This is a genomic window from Kribbella sp. NPDC051586, assembly GCF_044453965.1.
Taxonomy (GTDB): Bacteria; Actinomycetota; Actinomycetes; order Propionibacteriales; family Kribbellaceae; genus Kribbella.
In genome coordinates, this window is record NZ_JBITDF010000002.1 from 713,209 (window position 1) to 732,676 (window position 19,468).

A 19,468-nucleotide genomic window follows, 5' to 3' on the forward strand; every position below is an offset into this window, starting at 1 on the left:
GCACCGCACCACCACCTAACTGGTACGGACCACAACGGTCCGTACCGGTGGCATTCCTAAAGACGCACGAAGACGCCGCCCGGTTCGTTCCCGGACGGCGTTTTTCGTACGATGCTCAACTAGTGAGCAGCGTCGTACTGCTCAGTGAGCGTGATCACCGCGGTAGTACTCGAAGATGAAACCGCTCAGCGTCACGATCCCGATGCCTACGCCGGCGATGAACAGCCACCAGCCGAAGACGATGCCGAGCACGGCCACGGCGAGCGTCAGCGCGCACCACAGCGGCCACCAGGAGTACGGCGGGAAGAAGCCGAGCTCGCCGGCTCCTTCGACGATCTCCGCTTCCTTGCGGTCCTCCGGCCGGGCGTCCATCCGCCGGGCGGTGACGCTCAGGTAGAACGCCACCAGCAGCGACAGGAAGAACGTCATCACCAGTGCGGTGGTGCCGGTGGGGTCGTTCGACATCAGCCAGTAGATCGGCGTCACGACGACGACGAAAACGCTCAGGATCCCGAAGACCCAGGCTTCGACCTTCACGCCTTGTCCTTCCCCTCGGTCTCGGTACTGGCGCTGTCACCGGATGCGAGCTGCTCCTCCAGGTGCTCGACCCGGCCCTGATCCTCACCCGCATCGAGCAGGTTGTCGGTGCCGGCCCGGTTGTCCGGGTACTCCGCCAGGGCGAGGTCGGCGTGGTGCAGGTCGAACGCCGGGGACTCGGACCGGATCCGGGGCAGCTTCTCGAAGTTGTGCCGCGGCGGCGGCGAGCTGGTCGCCCACTCCAGCGAGCGGCCCCAGCCCCACGGGTCGTCGACGCCGACCTTGGGCGACTTCCGCGACTTGTACACGTTGTAGAAGAACGGCAGCATCGACATGCCCAGGATGAAGGCGCCGACGCTGGAGACCTCGTTCAGCGTGGTGAAGCCCTCGTTCGGGCCGTAGTCGGCGTACCGACGCGGCATGCCCTCGACACCCAGCCAGTGCTGCACCAGGAACGTGGTGTGGAAGCCGATGAACAGCAGCCAGAAGTGCAGCTTGCCGAGCCGCTCGTTGAGCATCCGGCCGGTGAACTTCGGCCACCAGTAGTAGAACCCGGCGAACATCGCGAACACCACGGTGCCGAAGACGACGTAGTGGAAGTGCGCGACCACGAAGTACGAGTCGGACAGCTGGTAGTCCAGCGCCGGCGAGGCCAGGATGATGCCGGTCAGACCGCCGAAGAGGAAGGTCGTCAGGAAGCCGACCGACCAGAGCATCGGGGTGTCGAACGACACCGATCCGCCCCAGATCGTGCCTATCCAGTTGAAGAACTTCACCCCGGTCGGTACCGCGATCAGGAAGGTCATGAACGAGAAGAACGGCAGGTTCACCGCTCCGGTGACGAACATGTGGTGCGCCCAGACCGCCACCGAGAGGACGGCGATACCCAGGGTCGCGCTGACCAGGCCGATGTAGCCGAAGACCGGCTTGCGGCTGAAGACCGGCAGGATCTCGGTGATGATGCCGAAGAACGGCAGCGCGATGATGTAGACCTCTGGATGTCCGAAGAACCAGAACAGGTGTTGCCACAGCAGTGGCCCACCGTTCGCGGCATCGAACACATGGGCTCCCAAGGCTCTGTCCGCCTCGAGCACGAGCAGCGCGCCGGCCAGGATCGGGAACGCGATCAGCACCAGGATCGACGTGACCAGGATGTTCCAGGTGAAGATCGGCATCCGGAACATCGTCATACCGGGGGCCCGCATCGTGATGATCGTCGTCACGAAGTTGACCGCACCGAGGATGGTGCCCAGACCGGCCATCCACAGACCCATGATCCACAGGTCACCGCCGACACCCGGCGAGCGGACCGCGTTGGACAGCGGGGCGTAGGCGAACCAGCCGAAGTCGGCCGCACCGCCCGGGGTGAAGAAGCCGCTGACCGTGATCAGACCGCCGAACAGGAACAGCCAGTAGCTGAACATGTTCAGTCGCGGGAACGCGACATCCGGCGCACCGATCTGGATCGGCATGATCTCGTTCGCGAAGCCGACGAACAGCGGGGTCGCGAACAGCAGCAGCATGATCGTGCCGTGCATGGTGAAGAGCTGGTTGTAGGCCTCTTCGTTCACGATCTGCAGGCCCGGCTTGGCCAGCTCGGCGCGGATGATCAGCGCCATCACGCCTGCGATGATGAAGAACGCGAACGACGTGATCAGGTACATGTGCCCGATCAGCTTGTGGTCGGTCGTGGTGATCCACTTGACCAGCATCTGACCCTTGGTGCGCCGCCGCGGCAACGCGGTGGTGGTGGTACCGATAGCGCCGGTGCGCTCGGCGAAGTCGGTCACTTCTCGCCCTCCCCTGTACCGGGAATGGTGGTGGCGTCGGAGCCTCCGGTGGCGGCGCCGGTCTGGCCCCTGGCGGCCAGCTCACGGAGGTGTGTGTCGTAGTCGTCGCGGCTGACGACCTTGACGCTGAAGACCATCCGGCTGTGGTAGAGCCCGCAGAGCTCAGCGCACTTGCCCTCGAAGGTGCCGATCTTGGTCGGGGTCAGCTCGAACTTGTTCGTCCGGCCCGGGATGACGTCGAGCTTGAAGTAGAACGACGGCACCCAGAAGGAGTGGATCACGTCCGGCGAGGTCAGGTCGAAGTGCACCGACTCGTTCACCGGCAGCCACAGGGTGGCCGGCCTGTCCATGGTGCCGGTCTCCCAGACGCCCTGCTGCCCGTCGACCGTGTCCTTGTAGTTGAAGGTCCACTGCCACTGCTGGCCCACCACGTTCACGGTGTGCTGCGGGCTGTTCGACATCGCGGTGATCTTGTTGCCGTGCTCCACGGTGTAGAAGAAGAGCACGCCGATGATCGCGAACGGCGCCAGCGTGTAGAGCACCTCGAGCGGCAGGTTGTACCGCACCTGCCGGGGTGCCTCGTCGTTGCGCTTGCGGTACCGGACGGAGACCCAGAGGATCAGCCCCCAGACCATCACGCCGACGATCAGCGCGGCGATCCACGCGCCGATCCACAAGCTTCGGACCGCTTCGGTCCGGTCGGACGCGCCCTCAGGGAGACCGAGTCGTTTCCACTGCTCAGTGGTCGCCGTCGAGCAACCGGTCAGCAGGAGGGTGCCGAGCACCACTGCACTGCCGACCAGCAGGCGACGCTTCGCCGGTCGTGTGGCGCCGGCAGAACCTGCCGGTCGCTCCTCCACTCCGGGCGTGCCGTTCGAACCCACGGGGCGCCTTTCCCTTCCCAAGTGAGACTGACGACCAAACACTACTGGACACCTTTCGCGGTCCTGCGCATAGGTAGGGCTTAGCGTTTCCCGTGTGAGCGAGCGTGGGTATCTGGACGCGGCGTCAGCGGAGCCGATGCACCCGGCAGCACGGGAAATGTTGCTGTCGGCAGTGGATTCCGGATGGGCCGATCCGGTGCGTCTGCACCACGAGGGACGGACCGCGCGGCTGCTGCTGGACAACGCCCGCGCGGTGCTCGCGGACGCGGTCGGAGTACGGCCGGACGAGCTGTACCTGACCACCTCCGGTACGACGGCCATCCAGGCCGGACTGTCCGCGGTCCGCGCGGCCCGGCGGCGGATCGGGTCCACCGTGGTGCACACGGCCGTCGAGCACTCCGCCGTCCTGCACAGCGCCGGGACCGAGGGCGTGGAGGTCGGGGTGGACATTCGCGGCCGGGTTGATCCGGAGGCCTTCGCGGACGCAGTACGGCGGCCGGGTGTCGCTGTAGCCGCTGTCCAGTCCGCCAACCACGAAGTGGGCACCAGGCAACCGATCGCCGCGATCGCCCAGGACTGCAACGACGTGCCGCTGTTTGTTGATGCGTCCGCTTCCGTGGGGCACGACGTGGTACCTGAGGGGTGGTCGATGCTGGCGGCCAGTGCGCACAAGTGGGGCGGGCCGGCGGGTGTCGGGCTGCTGGCGGTGCGGAAGGGGACTCGGATCGCTCCGGCGTGGCCGATGGACGAGCGGGAGGACGGCCTCTCCCCCGGCTTCCCCGACGTACCCAATGCGCTGGCTGCGGCGGCCGCGCTGCAGGCCCGGCTCAGTGAGGCCGAGGAGCTCAACAAGCAGCATCGCGCCTGGATCGACGAGGTACGGCGTCGTGTGCCGGCCGACGTACCGGATGTGGAAGTGGTCGGCGACCCGGAGGACCGGCTGCCGCACATCCTCACGTTCTCTTGTCTGTACGTGGACGGCGAGGCCCTGGTGACCGCACTGGACGCCGAGGGCTTCGCGGTCTCCAGCGGCTCCGCATGTACGTCGAGCACCCTCAAGCCGTCCCATGTCCTGGCCGCGATGGGCGTACTGACCCATGGCAACGTGCGGGTGTCTTTGAGCCGCGACACCAGCTATGAGGACGTCGACCGCTTCTGCAAGATATTGCCGGGCATCGTGCAGCGGATCCGGGCGGAGGTGGGCATGTGAGTATCGAGCTGGACTGCCGTGGCCTGCTCTGCCCACTCCCGGTGATCAAACTGGCCAAGACGCTACCGACTGTCGCCGTCGGCGAGACCGTCACGGTGCTGGCCGACGATCCGGCCGCGGCCGTGGACATCCCGGCCTGGTGCCGGATGCGCTCCCAGGAACTCGTGGAGTCCGCAGATCACCGCTACCTCGTCCGGCGGGTCAGCTGACAGACTCGGAAAGGTGACCGACTTCGCCCGCAAACCCACGCTGACCGGGGACCTCGTCGTACTGCGACCGCTGGACGAGGGCGACTACGACGCCTTGCGCGCTGCCATGGACGACCCGGACGTGACCCGGCTGACCGGGAGCCACGGCGAGATCAGCGAGGAACAGGCCCGGGAGTGGATGCGCACGCGCAAGGACCAGACCGACCGGCTGGACCTGGCGATCGTCGACCGCGCGTCCGGACAGGTCGTCGGTGAAGCCGTGCTGAACGACTGGGACCGGGGCAACAAGTCCTGCAACTTCCGGATCCTGATCGGCCCGGCCGGCCAGGGTCGCGGACTCGGCACCGAGGCAACCCGGCTGATCGTCGGCTACGGGATCGGGCACATCGGGCTGCACCGGATCAGCCTCGGCGTCTATGCGTTCAACCCGCGGGCCCGGCGCGCCTACGAGAAGGCCGGCTTCAAGGTCGAGGGCGTACTGCGCGACGCGCTGCTGTGGGAGGGCGAATGGATCGACGAGATCGTGATGTCCATCCTGGCGTCGGAATGGATACCGTCGAGGGTGTGATCGACGCCGAACGCATTGCCGTCCTGACCGGGGCCGGGATCTCCACCGCCTCGGGCATCCCCGACTTCCGGGGGCCGCAGGGCGTGTGGACGAAGGACCCGGCTGCGGAGGCGATGTTCGACATCGACGAGTACGTCGGGAGTCGTGAGGTCCGCGTGGCGAGCTGGAAGCACCGTCTCGCGGTGCCGGCGTGGACAGCCGAGCCGAACCCGGGCCACCTCGCTCTGGTCGAGCTGGAACGCCAGGGCCGTCTGACCGGCCTGATCACACAGAACGTCGACGGACTGCACCAGAAGGCCGGATCGTCGCCAGAGCTGGTCCACGAACTCCACGGGACAGTCTGGTACGTCGACTGCCTGCAGTGCGGTCGCCGCATCCCGATGGCAGACGTACTCCCCCGGCTGGAGTCCGGTGACGAGGACCCGGCCTGTGAGGTCTGCGGCGGCATTCTGAAGTCAGCGACTGTCTCGTTCGGCCAGTCCCTCGACCGCGACGTACTCGACCGGGCCGTCGCAGCCACCGAGTCCGCCGACCTCTTCCTGGCTGTCGGCACCTCTCTGCAGGTCTACCCGGCGGCTGGTCTGTGCGACCTCGCATTGAACGCCGGCAAGCCCCTCGTCATCGTGAACGCCCAGCCGACGCCGTACGACGAACACGCGACGACTGTCCTGCACACAGCGATCGAGACCACCCTCCCGGAGCTCGTGACCTTACCGTGACATTCGAGCCCTCCTCACGGTAAAAGGCGGCGGCTAGCGTCCCCGGCAGGTGAATCGGCGGGAGGGGACCGTGATGCGCGGGTTCAGGCGTTGGACGGCAGGTTTCACCGCGGCCGCGGTGGTCGTGCTCGGGCTGGGTACGGCGTCTCCGGCGCCGGCTCAAGTCGCAGTGGATCGGGTCGTCACGTTGGCTGGGTCACTGCAGAGTGAGCTCGGGTGTGCCAGTGACTGGGATGCGGGGTGCGACGCGACCAGTCTGGGTACGGCTGCGCCGTACACGAAGGTGTTCGACGTGCCGGCCGGGTCGTACGAGTACAAGGTCACGATCAACAAGGGCTGGGACGAGAACTACGGCGCGGGCGGTGTGCTGAACGGGCCGAACATCCCGTTGCACATCGAAGGGCCGGCCAAGCTGCAGTTTAGTTACGACGACACTAGTCACGTTGTAACTGTGAAGCCGGTCGATCTGGCCGGGTCGACGGTGACGGCCGCGGACAAGACGCTGGCGTCGCCGAGTCTGCGCCCGGACCTCACCAAGGAGCGGTTCTACTTCCTGATGGCGGACCGCTTCGCCAACGGTGACAAGACGAACGACGCGGGCGGGCTGGCCGGCGACAGGTTGCAGACCGGTCTCGACCCGACGGACAAGGGCTTCTACCACGGTGGCGACCTGGCCGGTGTGGTGCAGAAGCTCGACTACATCAAGTCCCTCGGTACGACGTCCATCTGGCTGACGCCGTCGTTCAAGAACCGTCCTGTACAGGGGGCCGGGGCGGACGTGAGCGCCGGGTACCACGGCTACTGGATCACCGACTTCACCCAGATCGATCCGCACCTGGGCACCAACGCGGACATGAAGCGACTGATCGACCTCGCGCACCGCAAGGGGATGAAGGTCTTCTTCGACATCATCACCAACCACACCGCGGACGTGATCGACTACCAGTCCCACAACTACGGCTACATCCCGAAGTCGACCTCACCGTACAAGGATGCCGACGGCAACGTCTTCGACGACAAGCAGTACGCCGGTGGCGACACGTTCCCGCCGCTGGACGCGCAGACGTCGTTCCCCAACGTCCCGTACTTCCGGACGCCCGCCGACGCGACCGTGAAGGTGCCGGCCTGGCTGAACGACCCGACGCTGTACCACAACCGCGGCGACTCGACCTTCGCCGGCGAGAGCGCGGAGTACGGCGACTTCGTCGGGCTGGACGACCTGTTCACCGAGCAGCCGAAGGTCCGCGACGGGATGATCGACGTCTACAAGACGTGGGCCGAGTTCGGCATCGACGGGTTCCGCATCGACACGGTCAAGCACGTGAACATCGAGTTCTGGCAGAAGTTCTCGCCGCAGATCCTGGCCGCGGCCAAGAGCGCCGGGTCGAAGAACTTCTTCATGTTCGGCGAGGTCTACGACGCGAACCCGCAGTTCATGTCGACGTACACGACCAAGGGCGACCTGCAGGCGACGCTCGACTTCGGGTTCCAGCAGAACGCGGTCGCCTACGCGAAGGGCGATCCGAGTACCAAGCTGCAGGACTTCTACGCCGACGACGACTACTACACCGACACGGACTCGAACGCGTACGAGCTGCCGACCTTCCTCGGCAACCACGACATGGGCCGCGTCGGCATGTTCCTGAAGCAGGGCGGCGCGTCCGGGCAGGAGCTGCTTGCCCGGGACGAGCTCGCGCACTCGCTGATGTACCTGACGCGCGGCCAGCCGGTCATCTACTACGGCGACGAGCAGGGCTTCACCGGTCCGGGCGGCGACAAGGACGCGCGCCAGGACATCTTCGCGACCAAGACCGCCGACTACGCGGACGACGAGGTCGTCGACGGCACCGGTACGACGACGATCGGCAGCAAGGACCGGTACGACGTCAACTCGCCGATGTACAAGCACATCGCGGGGCTTGCGAAGCTGCGGGCGAAGTACCCGGCGCTGTCGGACGGACGGCAGGTGCACCGGTACTCGTCCAACACCAACGGGCTCTATGCGTTCAGCCGGCTGGGCAGCGACAACGTCGAGTACCTGGTAGTCGCGAACAACTCGAAGACAGCGGCGTCGGCGACAGTGCCGACGTACGGGCCGAACACGTGGCTCAAGCCGGTCTACGGCGGCTCCAAGTCGCTGAAGACCGACCGCGAGGGTCGTGTGGTCGTCAGCCAGGCTCCCCTGTCCGTCACGGTCTACCAGGCGCAGACGAACGTCCAGAAGCCCGCCAAGGTGCCTGCTGTCTACATGAGCTCGCCGGAGCTCGGTGCGACTGTCGGTGGGCGCGCTGAGATCGCCGCTGCAGTGCCCGCGAACACTCCGGTCACCGTGACCTTCGGCTACCGCCCAGTGGGTACGACGGCATGGCAGCGGCTCGGCGCCGACGACAACGCGCCGTACCGGGTCTACCAGGACGTGTCCGGTCTGCCGAAGGGCACTCTGCTCGAGTACCGCGCCGTACTGCGCGATGCCGCGGGCCACTACTCGGTATCCGGGTCGTATGGCGTTGTCGGCGACGCACCTGCGGCCGGTGGTGGCGGTGGCGGCACAGGTCCGGTCGTCCAGCCTGCCAACGTGTCGGTGCCGGGTGACCACAACAGCGAGATGGGCTGTGCCGGCGACTGGGCGCCGGACTGCGACCAGGCCCAGCTGACGCTCGACCCGAAGGACAAGGTCTGGAAGGGCACGTACACGATCCCGGCCGGTGAGCACGCCTATAAGGCGGCGATCAACAAGACCTGGGACGAGAACTACGGCGCCGGGGGTCTGCTGAACGGCGCCAACATCTCTTACACCGCGCCCAGCGGACCGGTCAGCTTCTACTACGAGCACGGCCGGCACTACGTCACGTCCAGCGCGCAGGGGCCGATCATCACAGTGCCCGGGTCGTTCCAGTCCGAGCTGGGCTGTCCGGCCGACTGGGACCCGTCGTGCATGCGACCCTGGTTGACCGACGAGGACGGGGACGGGACGTACACCTGGTCCACCAGCGAGTTGGGAGCGGGCAACTATGAGGCGAAGGTCGCGCACAACCTGTCCTGGGACGAGAGCTATCCGGCTGCCAACGTGCCGGTTGCGGTGCCGAGCGACGGGCTCGTGGTCACGTTCTCGTACGTGCTCGCGACGCACCAGTTCACGGTGACGACGTCGAAGCCGGGCGCGACACCGGACCTGAGCCAGGCGAAGGCGTACTGGCTCGACCACAACACCCTGGCCGTCCCGGCGGTGGCTCACCCGGAGCGGTACCGCTGGCGGCTGCACTGGTCCGACACCGGCTCGCTGAAGGTCGACGCGGACGACATCGGTGGATTGTCGACATCCCTACGATATGACTCGCGCACGGTGAAACCGGGCTACACGACGCTCCGGCTGGACAACGCCGACGTCCGCAAGATCCTCACCGGGCAACTCGGCCTCGCGCAGTACGACGACACCGGCCGACTGCTCGATGCGACCGGAGTCCAGATACCCGGCGTCCTGGACGACGTCTACGGGAGTGCTGCCAACCGGTCGTACGGCATCACGTGGCGCGGCGGCGCCCCGACGTTCACCTTGTGGGCTCCCACCGCGCAGAACGTGCGATTGCTGGTGGGCTCGACGGCTGTCTCGATGAAGCGCAACGACGACGGGTCCTGGGCGGTAAGGGGGCCGCGCTCGTGGAAGAACGCTTCGTACCGCTTCGAGGTGACGGTCTATGCGCCCAGCACCGGGAAGGTGGAGAAGAACGTCGTCACGGATCCGTACTCGGTAGCGCTGACGACCGACTCGACGTACTCCGTCGCCGCCGACCTGAACGATCCGGCCGGGCAGCCTGTGTTGTGGTCGAAGACGCCCGCGCCCAAGCTCGCGCGTGGCGTCGACTCGACGATCTACGAGCTGCACGTCCGCGACTTCTCGATCAACGACGACACGGTGCCGGCCGACCACCGCGGTACCTATCTGGCGTTCGCGGACAACGGTAACGGGACCAAGCATCTGAAAAGCCTGGCCGCGGCCGGCCTCAACACTGTTCACCTATTGCCGACATTCGACATTGCGTCGATCCCGGAGACCGGGCAGCAGACGCCGGCGTGCGATCTGAAGGCGCTGCCGCCGGACTCCGACCAGCAGCAGGCGTGCGTGACGGCCGTGGCTGCGAAGGACGGGTTCAACTGGGGCTACGACCCGTACCACTGGCTCGCGCCGGAGGGTTCGTACGCGACCCAGAAGGACGGGCTCGCGCGGGTCGCGGAGTTCCGCACGATGGTCGGCGGGCTGCACAAGTCCGGGCTGCGCGTCGTACTGGACCAGGTCTTCAACCACACGCCGGCCGCCGGTGAGGCGCCGACATCGGTGCTCGATCAGATCGTGCCCGGGTACTACCAGCGGCTGAACGCGACCGGGAAGGTCGAGAACTCGACCTGCTGCAGCAACATCGCCACCGAGCACGCGATGGCAGAGAAGATCATGGTCGACGGCACCGTCAGCTGGGCGAAGAACTACCACGTCGACGGTTTCCGCTACGACCTGATGGGCCATCACACCAAGGCCAACATGCTGAAGATCCGCGCCGCGCTCGACAAGCTGACGCTCGCCAAGGACGGCGTCGACGGCAAGTCGATCTACCTGTACGGCGAGGGCTGGAACTTCGGCGAGGTCGCCAACGACGCGCTGTTCGTCCAGGCCCGGCAGGGGAATCTCGGCGGGACCGGGATCGGCACGTTCTCGGACCGTCTGCGGGACGCAGTGCGCGGCGGTGGTCCGTTCGACGACAATCCGCGGATCCAGGGCTTCGGCTCCGGCGAAGCGGGCGACCCGAACGGCGACCCGATCAACGGCACCCCGGACGAACGGGCGAAGCGGCTCGCGCACGACACCGACCTGGTCCAGCTCGGCCTGGCCGGCAACCTGCGCTCGTTCACCTTCCGCTCGGTCGAGTCGGGTGCGACGGTGCGCGGGGACGGCGTCGACTACAACGGCTCACCGGCCGGGTACGCCGACCAGCCGGACGAGGTGATCAGCTACGTCGATGCCCATGACAACGAAACGTTGTGGGACACGCTGACGTACAAGCTGCCGACGGACCTGCCGATGCCGGACCGGATCCGGATGAACACGTTGTCGCTGGCAACGACCGCGCTGGCGCAGACACCGTCGTTCTGGCACGCCGGCGCGGATCTGCTGCGCAGCAAGTCGCTGGACCGCAACTCGTACGACTCCGGCGACTGGTTCAACACCCTCGACTGGACCGGCGCCGACAACGGGTTCGGTCATGGGCTCCCGCCGAAGGCCGACAACGAGGCCAAGTGGCCGTACATGAAGCCGCTGCTCGCCAACCCGGCCCTCAAGCCGTCGTCGGCCGATGTCGCCACGGCGTCAGCGGCCGCCGCCGATCTGCTGAAGCTGCGGTTCTCGACACCGTTGTTCCGGCTCGGCACCGCCGACCTGATCAACCAGAAGCTCAGCTTCCCGCTCAGCGGCGCTACACCCGGTGTCATCACCATGCGAATCGACGACACCGTGGGGCCGAACGTCGACCCCGCGCTGAAGGGCGTAGTGGTCGTCTTCAACTCGACAGGCGCCTCGGTCACCCAGCAACTCCCTGGCCTGTCCGGTGCCAACCTGTCCCTCTCGCCGGTGCAGGCCGGTGGCTCCGACCCGGTCGTCAAGCAGACCACCTGGTCGTCAACCACCGGCACCGCAACGGTCCCGCCGCGCACAGTCGCCGTACTCGTCCAGCGTTAGAGCACGGCGAAGCGAGCAGCGGCTACGAAGGCCGCCAGCGCCAGGAGGATGGTGTTGGCGGCGGTGTTCCGGGGCTCACGCAGAGACGAATGGGACGTCGCCGCACCGATCATCACGATCACCAGGCCGACGGCGGCCAGCGGTGTCAGGACGCGGGCCCGGTCGGTCAGCCAGGGCAGGAAGAGTCCGGCGACGGCCAGCAGCTCACAGAAGGCGGTGAGCCGGACGAGCGGCATCGGGAACGGGGCGATGCCGGTTTGACCGCTGGAGAGCAGACGCGCGCGAGGCATGGTGCCCTTCAGCACGCCCGAGATGGTGAAGACGACGGCGAGTGCGCCCGAGAAGATCCACGTGATGGTGTTCATGTCGATTGCAGACGATCGACAATCCGCGTCTGTGACACTGTGAAACTGTCACCAGGAGACACCCCGGATCGTCTGTGAAGGTGTGATGGAGGAACTCAGACCGCTGCTGCTCTCGATCGCGTACCGGATGCTGGGCACGTTCGGTGACGCGGAGGACGTCGTGCAGGAGGCGTACCTGCGCCTGCACCGCGAGCCTGAGGTCGTGTCACCGAAGGCCTTCCTGACCACCGTGACGACCAGGCTGGCGATCGACCAGTTGCGGTCGGCCCGGCGGCAGCGCGAGGAGTACTTCGGCCCCTGGCTGCCGGAGCCCGCCGTCGACGAGTACGTCGACCTGGCCGACCGCGCCGCGCTCTCGGACTCGCTGTCGACCGCGTTCCTCGTCGTCCTCGAGCGCCTCTCCCCCGACCAGCGCGCCGTCTTCCTGCTCGGTGACGTCTTCGGCTACTCCTACGACGACCTCGCCGCCATCCTCGGCAAGACGCCGGCCAACTGCCGCCAGCTAGCCGTCCGGGCCCGCCGTAGGATTGCCGACAATCGACCGCGCTTCGATCCCTCTCCCCAGGAACGCGACGAGCTGGTACGCCGCTTCGTCGCGGCTGCCGAAGAGGGCGAACTGGAGTCCCTGGTCGCACTGCTCACCCCGGACGTCACCTTCACCGGCGACGGCGGCGGCAAGGGCGGCTTCCCCCGGCCGGTTCACGGAGCCGGCAATGTCGCCCGCATGCTCATCGGCGCGTTCGGCAAGTTCCGCGAACTGACCACCGAACCGGTGCATGTCGGTGGCCAACCCGCGCTCCGGATCCACGACCGCAGCGACCGCACCATCGCGATCTGGTCGTTCGTCGTCGCCGAGGGCCGGATCAGCGCGGTCCACGGCATCGTCAACCCCGACAAGTTGACGCACGTGCAGCCGTCACGGCACGCGGACGACCAGCGCTGACGGATCCACCTCCGCGACGAGCGACGTACCTTCGGAAATCGCGTCGCCGTCGAGTTCGCGGCGTACCGGGCGCTCGGCGCGGACCTGGATGCGCTTGCCGGTGAAGCGTTCGACGTGGCGTTCCCGCCAGCGCTTGATCACCAGACCGAGCGCGAGCCGGGGCCATTGGCTGATGCGGCGCGGCGCCAGGACGACGAGGTCGATCCGGCCGTCCTCGGGCGTCGCGTCCGGGAAGAGCGGGATGTTCGCCTGGAGCGTGCCGACGTTGCCGATCACCACGGTGCGCGCGCGACGGCGTACCGGCGGCTGGTCGTCGACGGTGATCTCGACGTGGACGAAGGGGTGGTTCAGGTTCTTCAGCGTCGAGACGACGTACGCCGCCCAGCCGACCCGCTTCTTCAGGTCCTCGGGCGCGTCCTCGATGATCGCGGCGTCCAGACCGAGCCCGGCCATCACCACGAACCGGTCGCCGGGCAGCTCGTCACCCTTGATCAGCACGCTGTCGATCCGCTGCTCCGAACCGTCGAGCAGCTCCTGAAGGGCGGCGTCGAGCTCGAGCGAGATGCCGAGGTTGCGGGCCAGCAGGTTCCCGGTCCCGGCGGGGAGCACGGCCGCCGGGATATCGGTCCCGGCCAGCTCGGCGCACACCACGCGGACCGTACCGTCGCCACCCGCGACCAGCACAAGATCCACCTGGTCGCCGATCGCCTGCCGGGCCATCCCGACCCCGGTGTCCTCCGCTGTCGTCTCAAGCCACAGCGGGTCGGCATACCCCCGCTCGGCCAGCGCGGTCTCGACGGTGCGACGGAACGCGTCGCCGTCGACCTTGACGGGATTGACGATGACGGCTGCCCGCCTGGCAGGACTCACTTATTTTTGTCCGTTCGGAGAGATAGCGTGCTCGGGGTGAGCAGACTTCCACGGAGTACGCCAGAAGCCCAGGGGTTGTCCACCGCGGCGCTCGACAGTTTTGTCGGGGCGCTCGACGCCGGGGAGCCGGAGATCCAGACCATCATGCTGCTGCGGCACGGTCAGGTCGTGCTCGAGCAGGCATGGTCACCGTACCGGCTGGACGATCCGCATCTGTTGTTCTCGGTGTCGAAGAGCTTCACGTCGACGGGCGTCGGGCTGGCGATCGACGCGGGGCTGCTGTCGCTGGACGACCAGGTGATCTCGTTCTTCGACGCCGACGAGTTGCCCGAGACCATCAGCGACAACCTGGCCGCGATGCGGATCCGGCACCTGCTGACGATGACGACCGGCCACTCGCAGGACACCGTCGAGGCGCTCAGCCGCGATCGCCGGATGGTGAAGATCTTCCTCGGCCTCGAGGTCGAGCACGAGCCGGGCACGGTGTTCGTCTACAACAGCGGCGCGACGTACATGCTGTCCGCGATCCTGCAGCGGCTGACCGGCGAACGGCTGCTCGACTACCTGCGGCCCCGGCTGTTCGAGCCGCTCGGTGCGACCGAGGCGACCTGGCAGGTGTCCCGCGAGGGCATTACGACCGGCGGCTGGGGACTGAGCATCAACACCGAGTCGCTGGCCTGCTTCGGCCAGCTCCTGCTGCAGCACGGCGAGTGGCAGGGCAAGCAACTCGTCCCCGCCGAGTGGTACGAGGCTGCCACGTCGAAGCAGGTCTCCAACGACAACCAGGAGAACCCGGACTGGAAGCAGGGGTACGGCTTCCAGTTCTGGCGCAGCCGCCACAACACGTACCGCGGCGACGGCGCCTTCGGGCAGTACTGCCTGGTCTTCCCGGAGTACGACGCCGCGCTCATCGTGACCAGCGCGACGACCGACATGCAGGCGATCCTGAACACCATCTGGGAGTACCTGCTCCCCGCGCTGGAAGGCAAGGAAGTCCCCTCGGTAGACCGCCCCTCGCGGTTGGAGCTGCCGCCGCCGACTGGTTCGGCACCGGCCGGCGGTGACGGGCGCACCTATCGGTTCACCGGTGAGAACCCAGCGGGGCTGAGCGCCGTGCGGCTCGACCCTGACGGCACCGGCGTGTTCACCTTCCGGGACTTCGGCGCCGGCGATCCGCACGACATCGTCTGCGGACCCGGCGAGTGGCGGGAGCAGTCGACGCTGGGCAGTCTCTACGACGCGAACCTCGAGGCCGGGAACCGGCTCGTGACCAGCGCGTACGGTGACGGCGACGCCTTCGTGGCGACGCTCCGCTGGGTCGAGACGCCGTTCGTCGCGAAGCTCACCTGCCGCGTGAGCGGCGATTCGATGACCGTCGACGGCGAGCTCAACGTGTCTTTCGGGCCGACCACGTTCACACTGACCTCGGTGGTGTGACCCGGGTCATGTCACAGAGCCGGGGCCGCCGCGTGTCCTCCGGGTCGTAACAACCGACGACGGAGGAATGACATGAAGGTCTTGGTGGCAGGCGCGACCGGCGGACTGGGCCGGTCGCTGGTACCGCAGCTGATCGCGGCCGGGCACGAGGTGACCGGGATGACCCGGTCCGAGTCCGGCGCGAGCAGTGTGCGGTCGTTCGGGGCGGACGCCGTCCTCGCGGACGGGCTCGACGCCGCCGCCGTACGCGCGGCGGTGGCGCAGGTCCGCCCGGAGGTCGTCGTCCACCAGATGACGGCGCTCAAGGGCGGGATCGACTTCAAGCACTTCGACGACAGCTTCGCGATGACGAACCGGCTGCGGACCGAAGGCACCGACAACCTCCTCGCCGCATCCCAGGCTGCCGGCGTACGACGGTTCGTCGTCCAGTCGTACGCCGGCTGGAACTTGCAGCACGGTGGATCCGCCGCCAAGACCGAGGCGGACCCGCTCGACCCGAACCCGGTGCCCGCGCAGCAGCAGACGATGGCGGGGATCAAACACCTCGAGTCGGCGGTCCTGAACGCCGACGGGATCGAGGGAGTGGCGCTGCGGTACGCGAGCTTCTACGGGCCGACCGGCGACATCGGCAAGGGCGGCTCGATGGTGGAGCTGATCCAGAAGCGCCGCCTGCCGATCATCGGCAACGGCGCCGGTGTCTGGTCGTTCATCCACTACGACGACGCGGCGTCGGCGACGGTGAAGGCGGTCGAGAGTGACGTGACCGGGGTGTTCAACGTCGCGGACGACGACCCGGCGGAGGCCGCGGTCTGGCTGCCGGAGTTCGCTCGCATCCTCGGGGCGAAGGCACCGCGCCACGTTCCGACCTGGGTCGGCCGGCTCGCGGTAGGCGATGTCGGGGTCGCGGCGTTCACCGAGATCCGCGGCGCCGACAACACGCTGGCCAAGAAGACGTTCGGCTGGCAGCCGGGCTACGCATCCTGGCGCGAAGGGTTCCGCGAGGGGCTGTGAGGTGTGGCCGCTGATGTGTGGCCTGTGATGTGTGGCCTGTGATGTGTGGCCTGTGATGTGTGGCCTGTGATGTGTGGTCTGTGAGGGGCCGGATCTCCGGTCCCTCACAGTTGCGACGTCAGGTGAGAGGATTCCTTTACTTCCGCGTTACACGCGAGGACGACCGCTGAAACCGGCGCGTCCTGAACTGGTGCAGACCCGCCGGGACGGCGGGGCGCCCCTAGGGTTCCGCTGCTGGTCGAGCTGACGGCAGGACTGGTCCGAGAGGGGAGGCGGCGCTCGCACCACGGCGCCGTTCCACGGCGGGACAAAAGCCCGGGAGGCCTTGAAGGCCCCGGGTTGCTGTGCGCATTCCGGGCCCGATCCACAGCGGAGGCCGGAAATGTCAGCATCCCCCGAAACACTGACGACCGATCAAGTCGGCGCACGAGATCTCGGCCAGTTCGGCTACGCGCAGCAGCTCTCGCGGCGCGTCGGGAGTTACGCGTCGTTCGCGGCCGGCTTCTCGTTCGTCTCGATCCTCACCACTGTCTTCCAGCTGTTCGGTCTGGGCTTCGGCTTCGGCGGTACGGCGTTCTTCTGGACCTGGCCGGCTGTCCTGGCCGGCCAGCTGATGGTGGCGTTGTGCTTCGCCGAGCTCGCCGCGCGGTACCCGTTGTCGGGCGCGATCTATCAGTGGGCCCGTCGTCTCGGTGGCGCTGTGGTCGGCTGGTTCGCGGGCTGGACGATGGTGATCGCACAGATCATCACGCTGGCCACCGCGGCGATCGCGTTGCAGGTCGTGCTGCCCGCGGTCTGGCCCGGCTTCCAGTTGGTCGGCACCGATTCCGCGCTCGCGTCGAAGGACGGCGCCGCGAACGCCGTGCTCCTCGGCTGCATCCTGCTGGCGGCGACCACTCTGCTGAACGCGACCAGCGTGCGGATCACCGCGGTCGTGAACTCGGTGGGTGTGACGTGTGAGCTGATCGGCGTCGTTCTGATCGTCATATTGTTGACAACCCGAGCCGAGCGCGGTCCGTCCGTCGTACTGCACACGACGAACCTGGACAGCACGACCGGGTACGTCGTACCGCTGCTCATCTCGGCGCTGATGGCGGCGTACGTGCTGGTCGGGTTCGACAGCGCGGGCGAGCTGTCGGAGGAGACGCACAAGCCGCGGGCGACGACGCCGCGGACGATCATCCGCGCGGTCGTTGCCTCCGGCATCGGTGGTGCGTTCCTGATCATCGCGGCGCTGATGGCCGCGCCGTCGCTGACCGATGGCGATCTGGCGACTCAAGGTCTCCCCTACGTGCTGACGAGCAGGCTCGGTACGACGCCCGGCAAGCTGCTGCTGCTCGACGTCGCGCTCGCCGTCTGTGTGTGCACGCTCGCGATCCAGACCGCCGCGGCCCGGATGATCTTCTCGATGGCGCGCGACAACGTCCTGCCGGGGTCGCGTCAACTGCGAAAGGTGTCCGAGCGGACCGGTACGCCGCTGGCGGCAACCGTCGTACCAGGTGTATTGGCCGCGGTCTGCCTGGTCGTGAACGTCGGGAACGCAGGCTTGTTCCTCGGCCTCGCGAGCGTCTGCATCATGCTGCTGTACGTCGCGTATCTGATGGTGACTGCACCCTTGCTGGTACGACGCCTGACCGGCGGCGGCCTCCCCGCGGGCCTGGACGAGAACGGCAGGCCCCTGTTCTCGCTCGGTCGCTTCGGCCTGCCCGTCAACATCGTTGCCGTCAGCTACGGACTCGCAATGGCCATCAACCTCGGCTGGCCCCGCGCCGAGGTCTACGACCCGGCCGGCGACGGCTGGTACCTCCACTACCTCCCGTTGATCACCCTCGCCGTCGTAGCAGCAGGCGGACTGATCGCCTACTTCACCCAACGCACCGCGTACTACGCCTCCCTCGGCATGTCGCTCCCAACCGCCCAGCCGGCAGTCGAAACGGAAGGAGTCAGCGCATGAACCCCGAGCCAGCTTCTACCCGCGGGCATGCGCATGAGATTCCTGGTGGTGCTGCGTGGTCTGTGCCGGTCCGGGCGGGGCGCACGGTCACGCTGACTGCACTCGGCGACGGCGCGAACGCGACCGTGCTGATCATCGGCGCCGATCGCCTCGACCGCCTGAACATCCCGGACACGTTGAAGTCCCAGATGTCGGCGCGCGTCAAGCCCGGCATGGTGCTGATGTCGGACCGCGGCCTCGCACTCGCGACCGTCCTGGCCTCGACTCTCGACTGGCACGACTGCCTCACCGGCGCCCTCCCCGACCCGCTCCTCCTACTCGAACTCACCAAGCACGGCTTCGGCGAAGCGGACCTGCACGGCTGCATCAACTTCTTCACCAAGGTCGCCGTCGCGGACGACCCGCGAGCGTCCCTCGCCTTCATCCCCGACCACGCCCACACAGGCGACAGGATCACCCTCCGCGCCGACCAGGACCTCCTGATCTTCCTCTCGACCGCACCGCACGCATTGTCGGGCGGTCCCGCCGCAAGCGTCGCAGTACACCTCGAATCGTCCGCAAGCGTTGAGGATCCGGACCTGCGCGAGGAAGCCGTCCGCGCACTGCGCCTGACCCGGGAGCTGATCGCATGACCATCACCGCAACGACCGTCGCACTCGACTCCGTAGTGGCGGCCGGCGACGGCGCACTGGTGACTGTGCCGTCCGGCGGGCGCCTGCGGATTGTCGATCTGCATGGGAACCAAGCCGTCGACACCCTCTTCTACGACGCCCACGACATCGACAACCGCTACTCCGCCTTCGACACGATCCGCGAGCAGCGGGCCGTGTTCCTCACCACCGGGTCGCGCCTGATGTCGACCAGGCTCGACGAGTTGGCCGTGATCACCGACGACACCTGCGGTCGCCATGACACCGTCGGCGGCGCATGCTCGCAGGAAAGCAACGTCATCCGGTACGGCGAGTTCACGCGCCACCAGCACGCCTGCCGGCAGACGTTCCTGCGGTACGGCGCGAGCGCCGGCATCGGCCAGCGTCAACTCACCCACAACATCAACTTCTTCATGAACGTGCCGGTGACGTCGAGCGGCGGCCTGACGTTCGAGGACGGGTTGTCGGCGCCGGGCAAGTACGTCGAGGTCACGGCGAGCCGCGACCTGTTCGTGCTGATCAGCAATTGTCCGCAGGTCAACAATCCGTGCAACGGCTGGGACCCGACACCGATCCAGCTGCTGGGCTGGTGGTGA

16 protein-coding genes and 1 riboswitch are annotated in these 19,468 nt (G+C 67.3%); of the genes, 11 read left to right on the forward strand and 5 right to left on the reverse strand.

The features are described 5' to 3' along the window. Window positions 1-141 precede the first annotated feature (141 nt). From ACIA58_RS13820 to coxB, 3 genes are all read right to left on the reverse strand, one after another. Window positions 142-537: a cytochrome c oxidase subunit 4 gene (locus tag ACIA58_RS13820; RefSeq protein ID WP_328998727.1), complete on the reverse strand. Its 396-nt coding sequence runs from the start codon at window positions 535-537 to the stop codon at window positions 142-144. Continuing rightward, window positions 534-2,249, reverse strand: a complete 1,716-nt coding sequence (gene ctaD / locus ACIA58_RS13825; protein ID WP_396404979.1) for a cytochrome c oxidase subunit I — start codon at window positions 2,247-2,249, stop codon at window positions 534-536. The genes ACIA58_RS13820 and ctaD overlap by 4 nt, the downstream gene beginning before the upstream one ends. A 74-nt stretch (window positions 2,250-2,323) precedes the next feature. Next, the gene (gene coxB, locus ACIA58_RS13830) at window positions 2,324-3,211 is read right to left on the reverse strand and encodes a cytochrome c oxidase subunit II (protein ID WP_396403986.1); all 888 of its coding nucleotides are present in this window, start codon (window positions 3,209-3,211) and stop codon (window positions 2,324-2,326) included. Between the two features lie 94 nt (window positions 3,212-3,305). Between coxB and ACIA58_RS13835 the strand changes: the two genes are divergently transcribed. From ACIA58_RS13835 to pulA, 5 genes are all read left to right on the forward strand, one after another. Beyond that, on the forward strand, window positions 3,306-4,421 hold the full coding sequence (locus tag ACIA58_RS13835; protein ID WP_396403987.1) for a cysteine desulfurase family protein: 1,116 nt from the start codon (window positions 3,306-3,308) through the stop codon (window positions 4,419-4,421). Then, window positions 4,418-4,630: a sulfurtransferase TusA family protein gene (locus ACIA58_RS13840; RefSeq protein ID WP_396403988.1), complete on the forward strand. Its 213-nt coding sequence runs from the start codon at window positions 4,418-4,420 to the stop codon at window positions 4,628-4,630. The genes ACIA58_RS13835 and ACIA58_RS13840 overlap by 4 nt, the downstream gene beginning before the upstream one ends. Window positions 4,631-4,643: 13 nt before the next feature. Next, on the forward strand, window positions 4,644-5,198 hold the full coding sequence (locus ACIA58_RS13845; protein WP_396403989.1) for a GNAT family N-acetyltransferase: 555 nt from the start codon (window positions 4,644-4,646) through the stop codon (window positions 5,196-5,198). Then, window positions 5,177-5,917 carry an SIR2 family NAD-dependent protein deacylase gene (locus tag ACIA58_RS13850; RefSeq protein ID WP_396403990.1) on the forward strand — a complete coding sequence of 247 codons (741 nt, stop codon included), beginning with the start codon at window positions 5,177-5,179 and terminating at the stop codon, window positions 5,915-5,917. Before ACIA58_RS13845 ends, ACIA58_RS13850 begins: the two co-directional genes overlap by 22 nt. Before the next feature lie 73 nt (window positions 5,918-5,990). Continuing rightward, a complete protein-coding gene (gene pulA, locus ACIA58_RS13855) occupies window positions 5,991-11,642 on the forward strand; it encodes a pullulanase-type alpha-1,6-glucosidase (RefSeq protein WP_396403991.1) in 5,652 nt (1,883 codons plus the stop codon). Here pulA and ACIA58_RS13860 read toward each other — a convergent pair. After that, the gene (locus tag ACIA58_RS13860) at window positions 11,639-12,007 is read right to left on the reverse strand and encodes a DoxX family protein (RefSeq protein WP_396403992.1); all 369 of its coding nucleotides are present in this window, start codon (window positions 12,005-12,007) and stop codon (window positions 11,639-11,641) included. The two genes, pulA and ACIA58_RS13860, sit on opposite strands and share 4 nt — an antisense overlap. An 85-nt stretch (window positions 12,008-12,092) precedes the next feature. On the opposite strand from ACIA58_RS13860, the gene sigJ reads away from it, so the two are divergent. Continuing rightward, the gene (gene sigJ, locus ACIA58_RS13865) at window positions 12,093-12,950 is read left to right on the forward strand and encodes an RNA polymerase sigma factor SigJ (RefSeq protein WP_396403993.1); all 858 of its coding nucleotides are present in this window, start codon (window positions 12,093-12,095) and stop codon (window positions 12,948-12,950) included. Here the strand turns inward: sigJ and ACIA58_RS13870 are convergent. Then, window positions 12,924-13,820, reverse strand: coding sequence for a diacylglycerol/lipid kinase family protein (locus ACIA58_RS13870; RefSeq protein WP_396403994.1), 897 nt, complete (start codon window positions 13,818-13,820; stop codon window positions 12,924-12,926). The two genes, sigJ and ACIA58_RS13870, sit on opposite strands and share 27 nt — an antisense overlap. Window positions 13,821-13,856: 36 nt before the next feature. Between ACIA58_RS13870 and ACIA58_RS13875 the strand changes: the two genes are divergently transcribed. The 5 genes from ACIA58_RS13875 to ACIA58_RS13895 all read left to right on the forward strand — a co-directional run bounded on the left by ACIA58_RS13875 (window position 13,857) and on the right by ACIA58_RS13895 (window position 19,468). Continuing rightward, window positions 13,857-15,257, forward strand: coding sequence for a serine hydrolase domain-containing protein (locus ACIA58_RS13875; RefSeq protein WP_396403995.1), 1,401 nt, complete (start codon window positions 13,857-13,859; stop codon window positions 15,255-15,257). Between the two features lie 72 nt (window positions 15,258-15,329). Continuing rightward, window positions 15,330-16,268: an NAD-dependent epimerase/dehydratase family protein gene (locus tag ACIA58_RS13880; RefSeq protein ID WP_396403996.1), complete on the forward strand. Its 939-nt coding sequence runs from the start codon at window positions 15,330-15,332 to the stop codon at window positions 16,266-16,268. A gap of 209 nt (window positions 16,269-16,477) precedes the next feature. Beyond that, window positions 16,478-16,592: riboswitch (guanidine-I (ykkC/yxkD leader) on the forward strand. A gap of 58 nt (window positions 16,593-16,650) precedes the next feature. After that, window positions 16,651-18,222 carry an amino acid permease gene (locus tag ACIA58_RS13885; protein WP_396403997.1) on the forward strand — a complete coding sequence of 524 codons (1,572 nt, stop codon included), beginning with the start codon at window positions 16,651-16,653 and terminating at the stop codon, window positions 18,220-18,222. Beyond that, complete coding sequence (locus ACIA58_RS13890; RefSeq protein ID WP_396403998.1) at window positions 18,219-18,854, forward strand: DUF1989 domain-containing protein; 636 nt, start codon at window positions 18,219-18,221, stop codon at window positions 18,852-18,854. The genes ACIA58_RS13885 and ACIA58_RS13890 overlap by 4 nt, the downstream gene beginning before the upstream one ends. After that, window positions 18,851-19,468, forward strand: a complete 618-nt coding sequence (locus ACIA58_RS13895) for an urea amidolyase associated protein UAAP2 (RefSeq protein ID WP_396403999.1) — start codon at window positions 18,851-18,853, stop codon at window positions 19,466-19,468. The genes ACIA58_RS13890 and ACIA58_RS13895 overlap by 4 nt, the downstream gene beginning before the upstream one ends.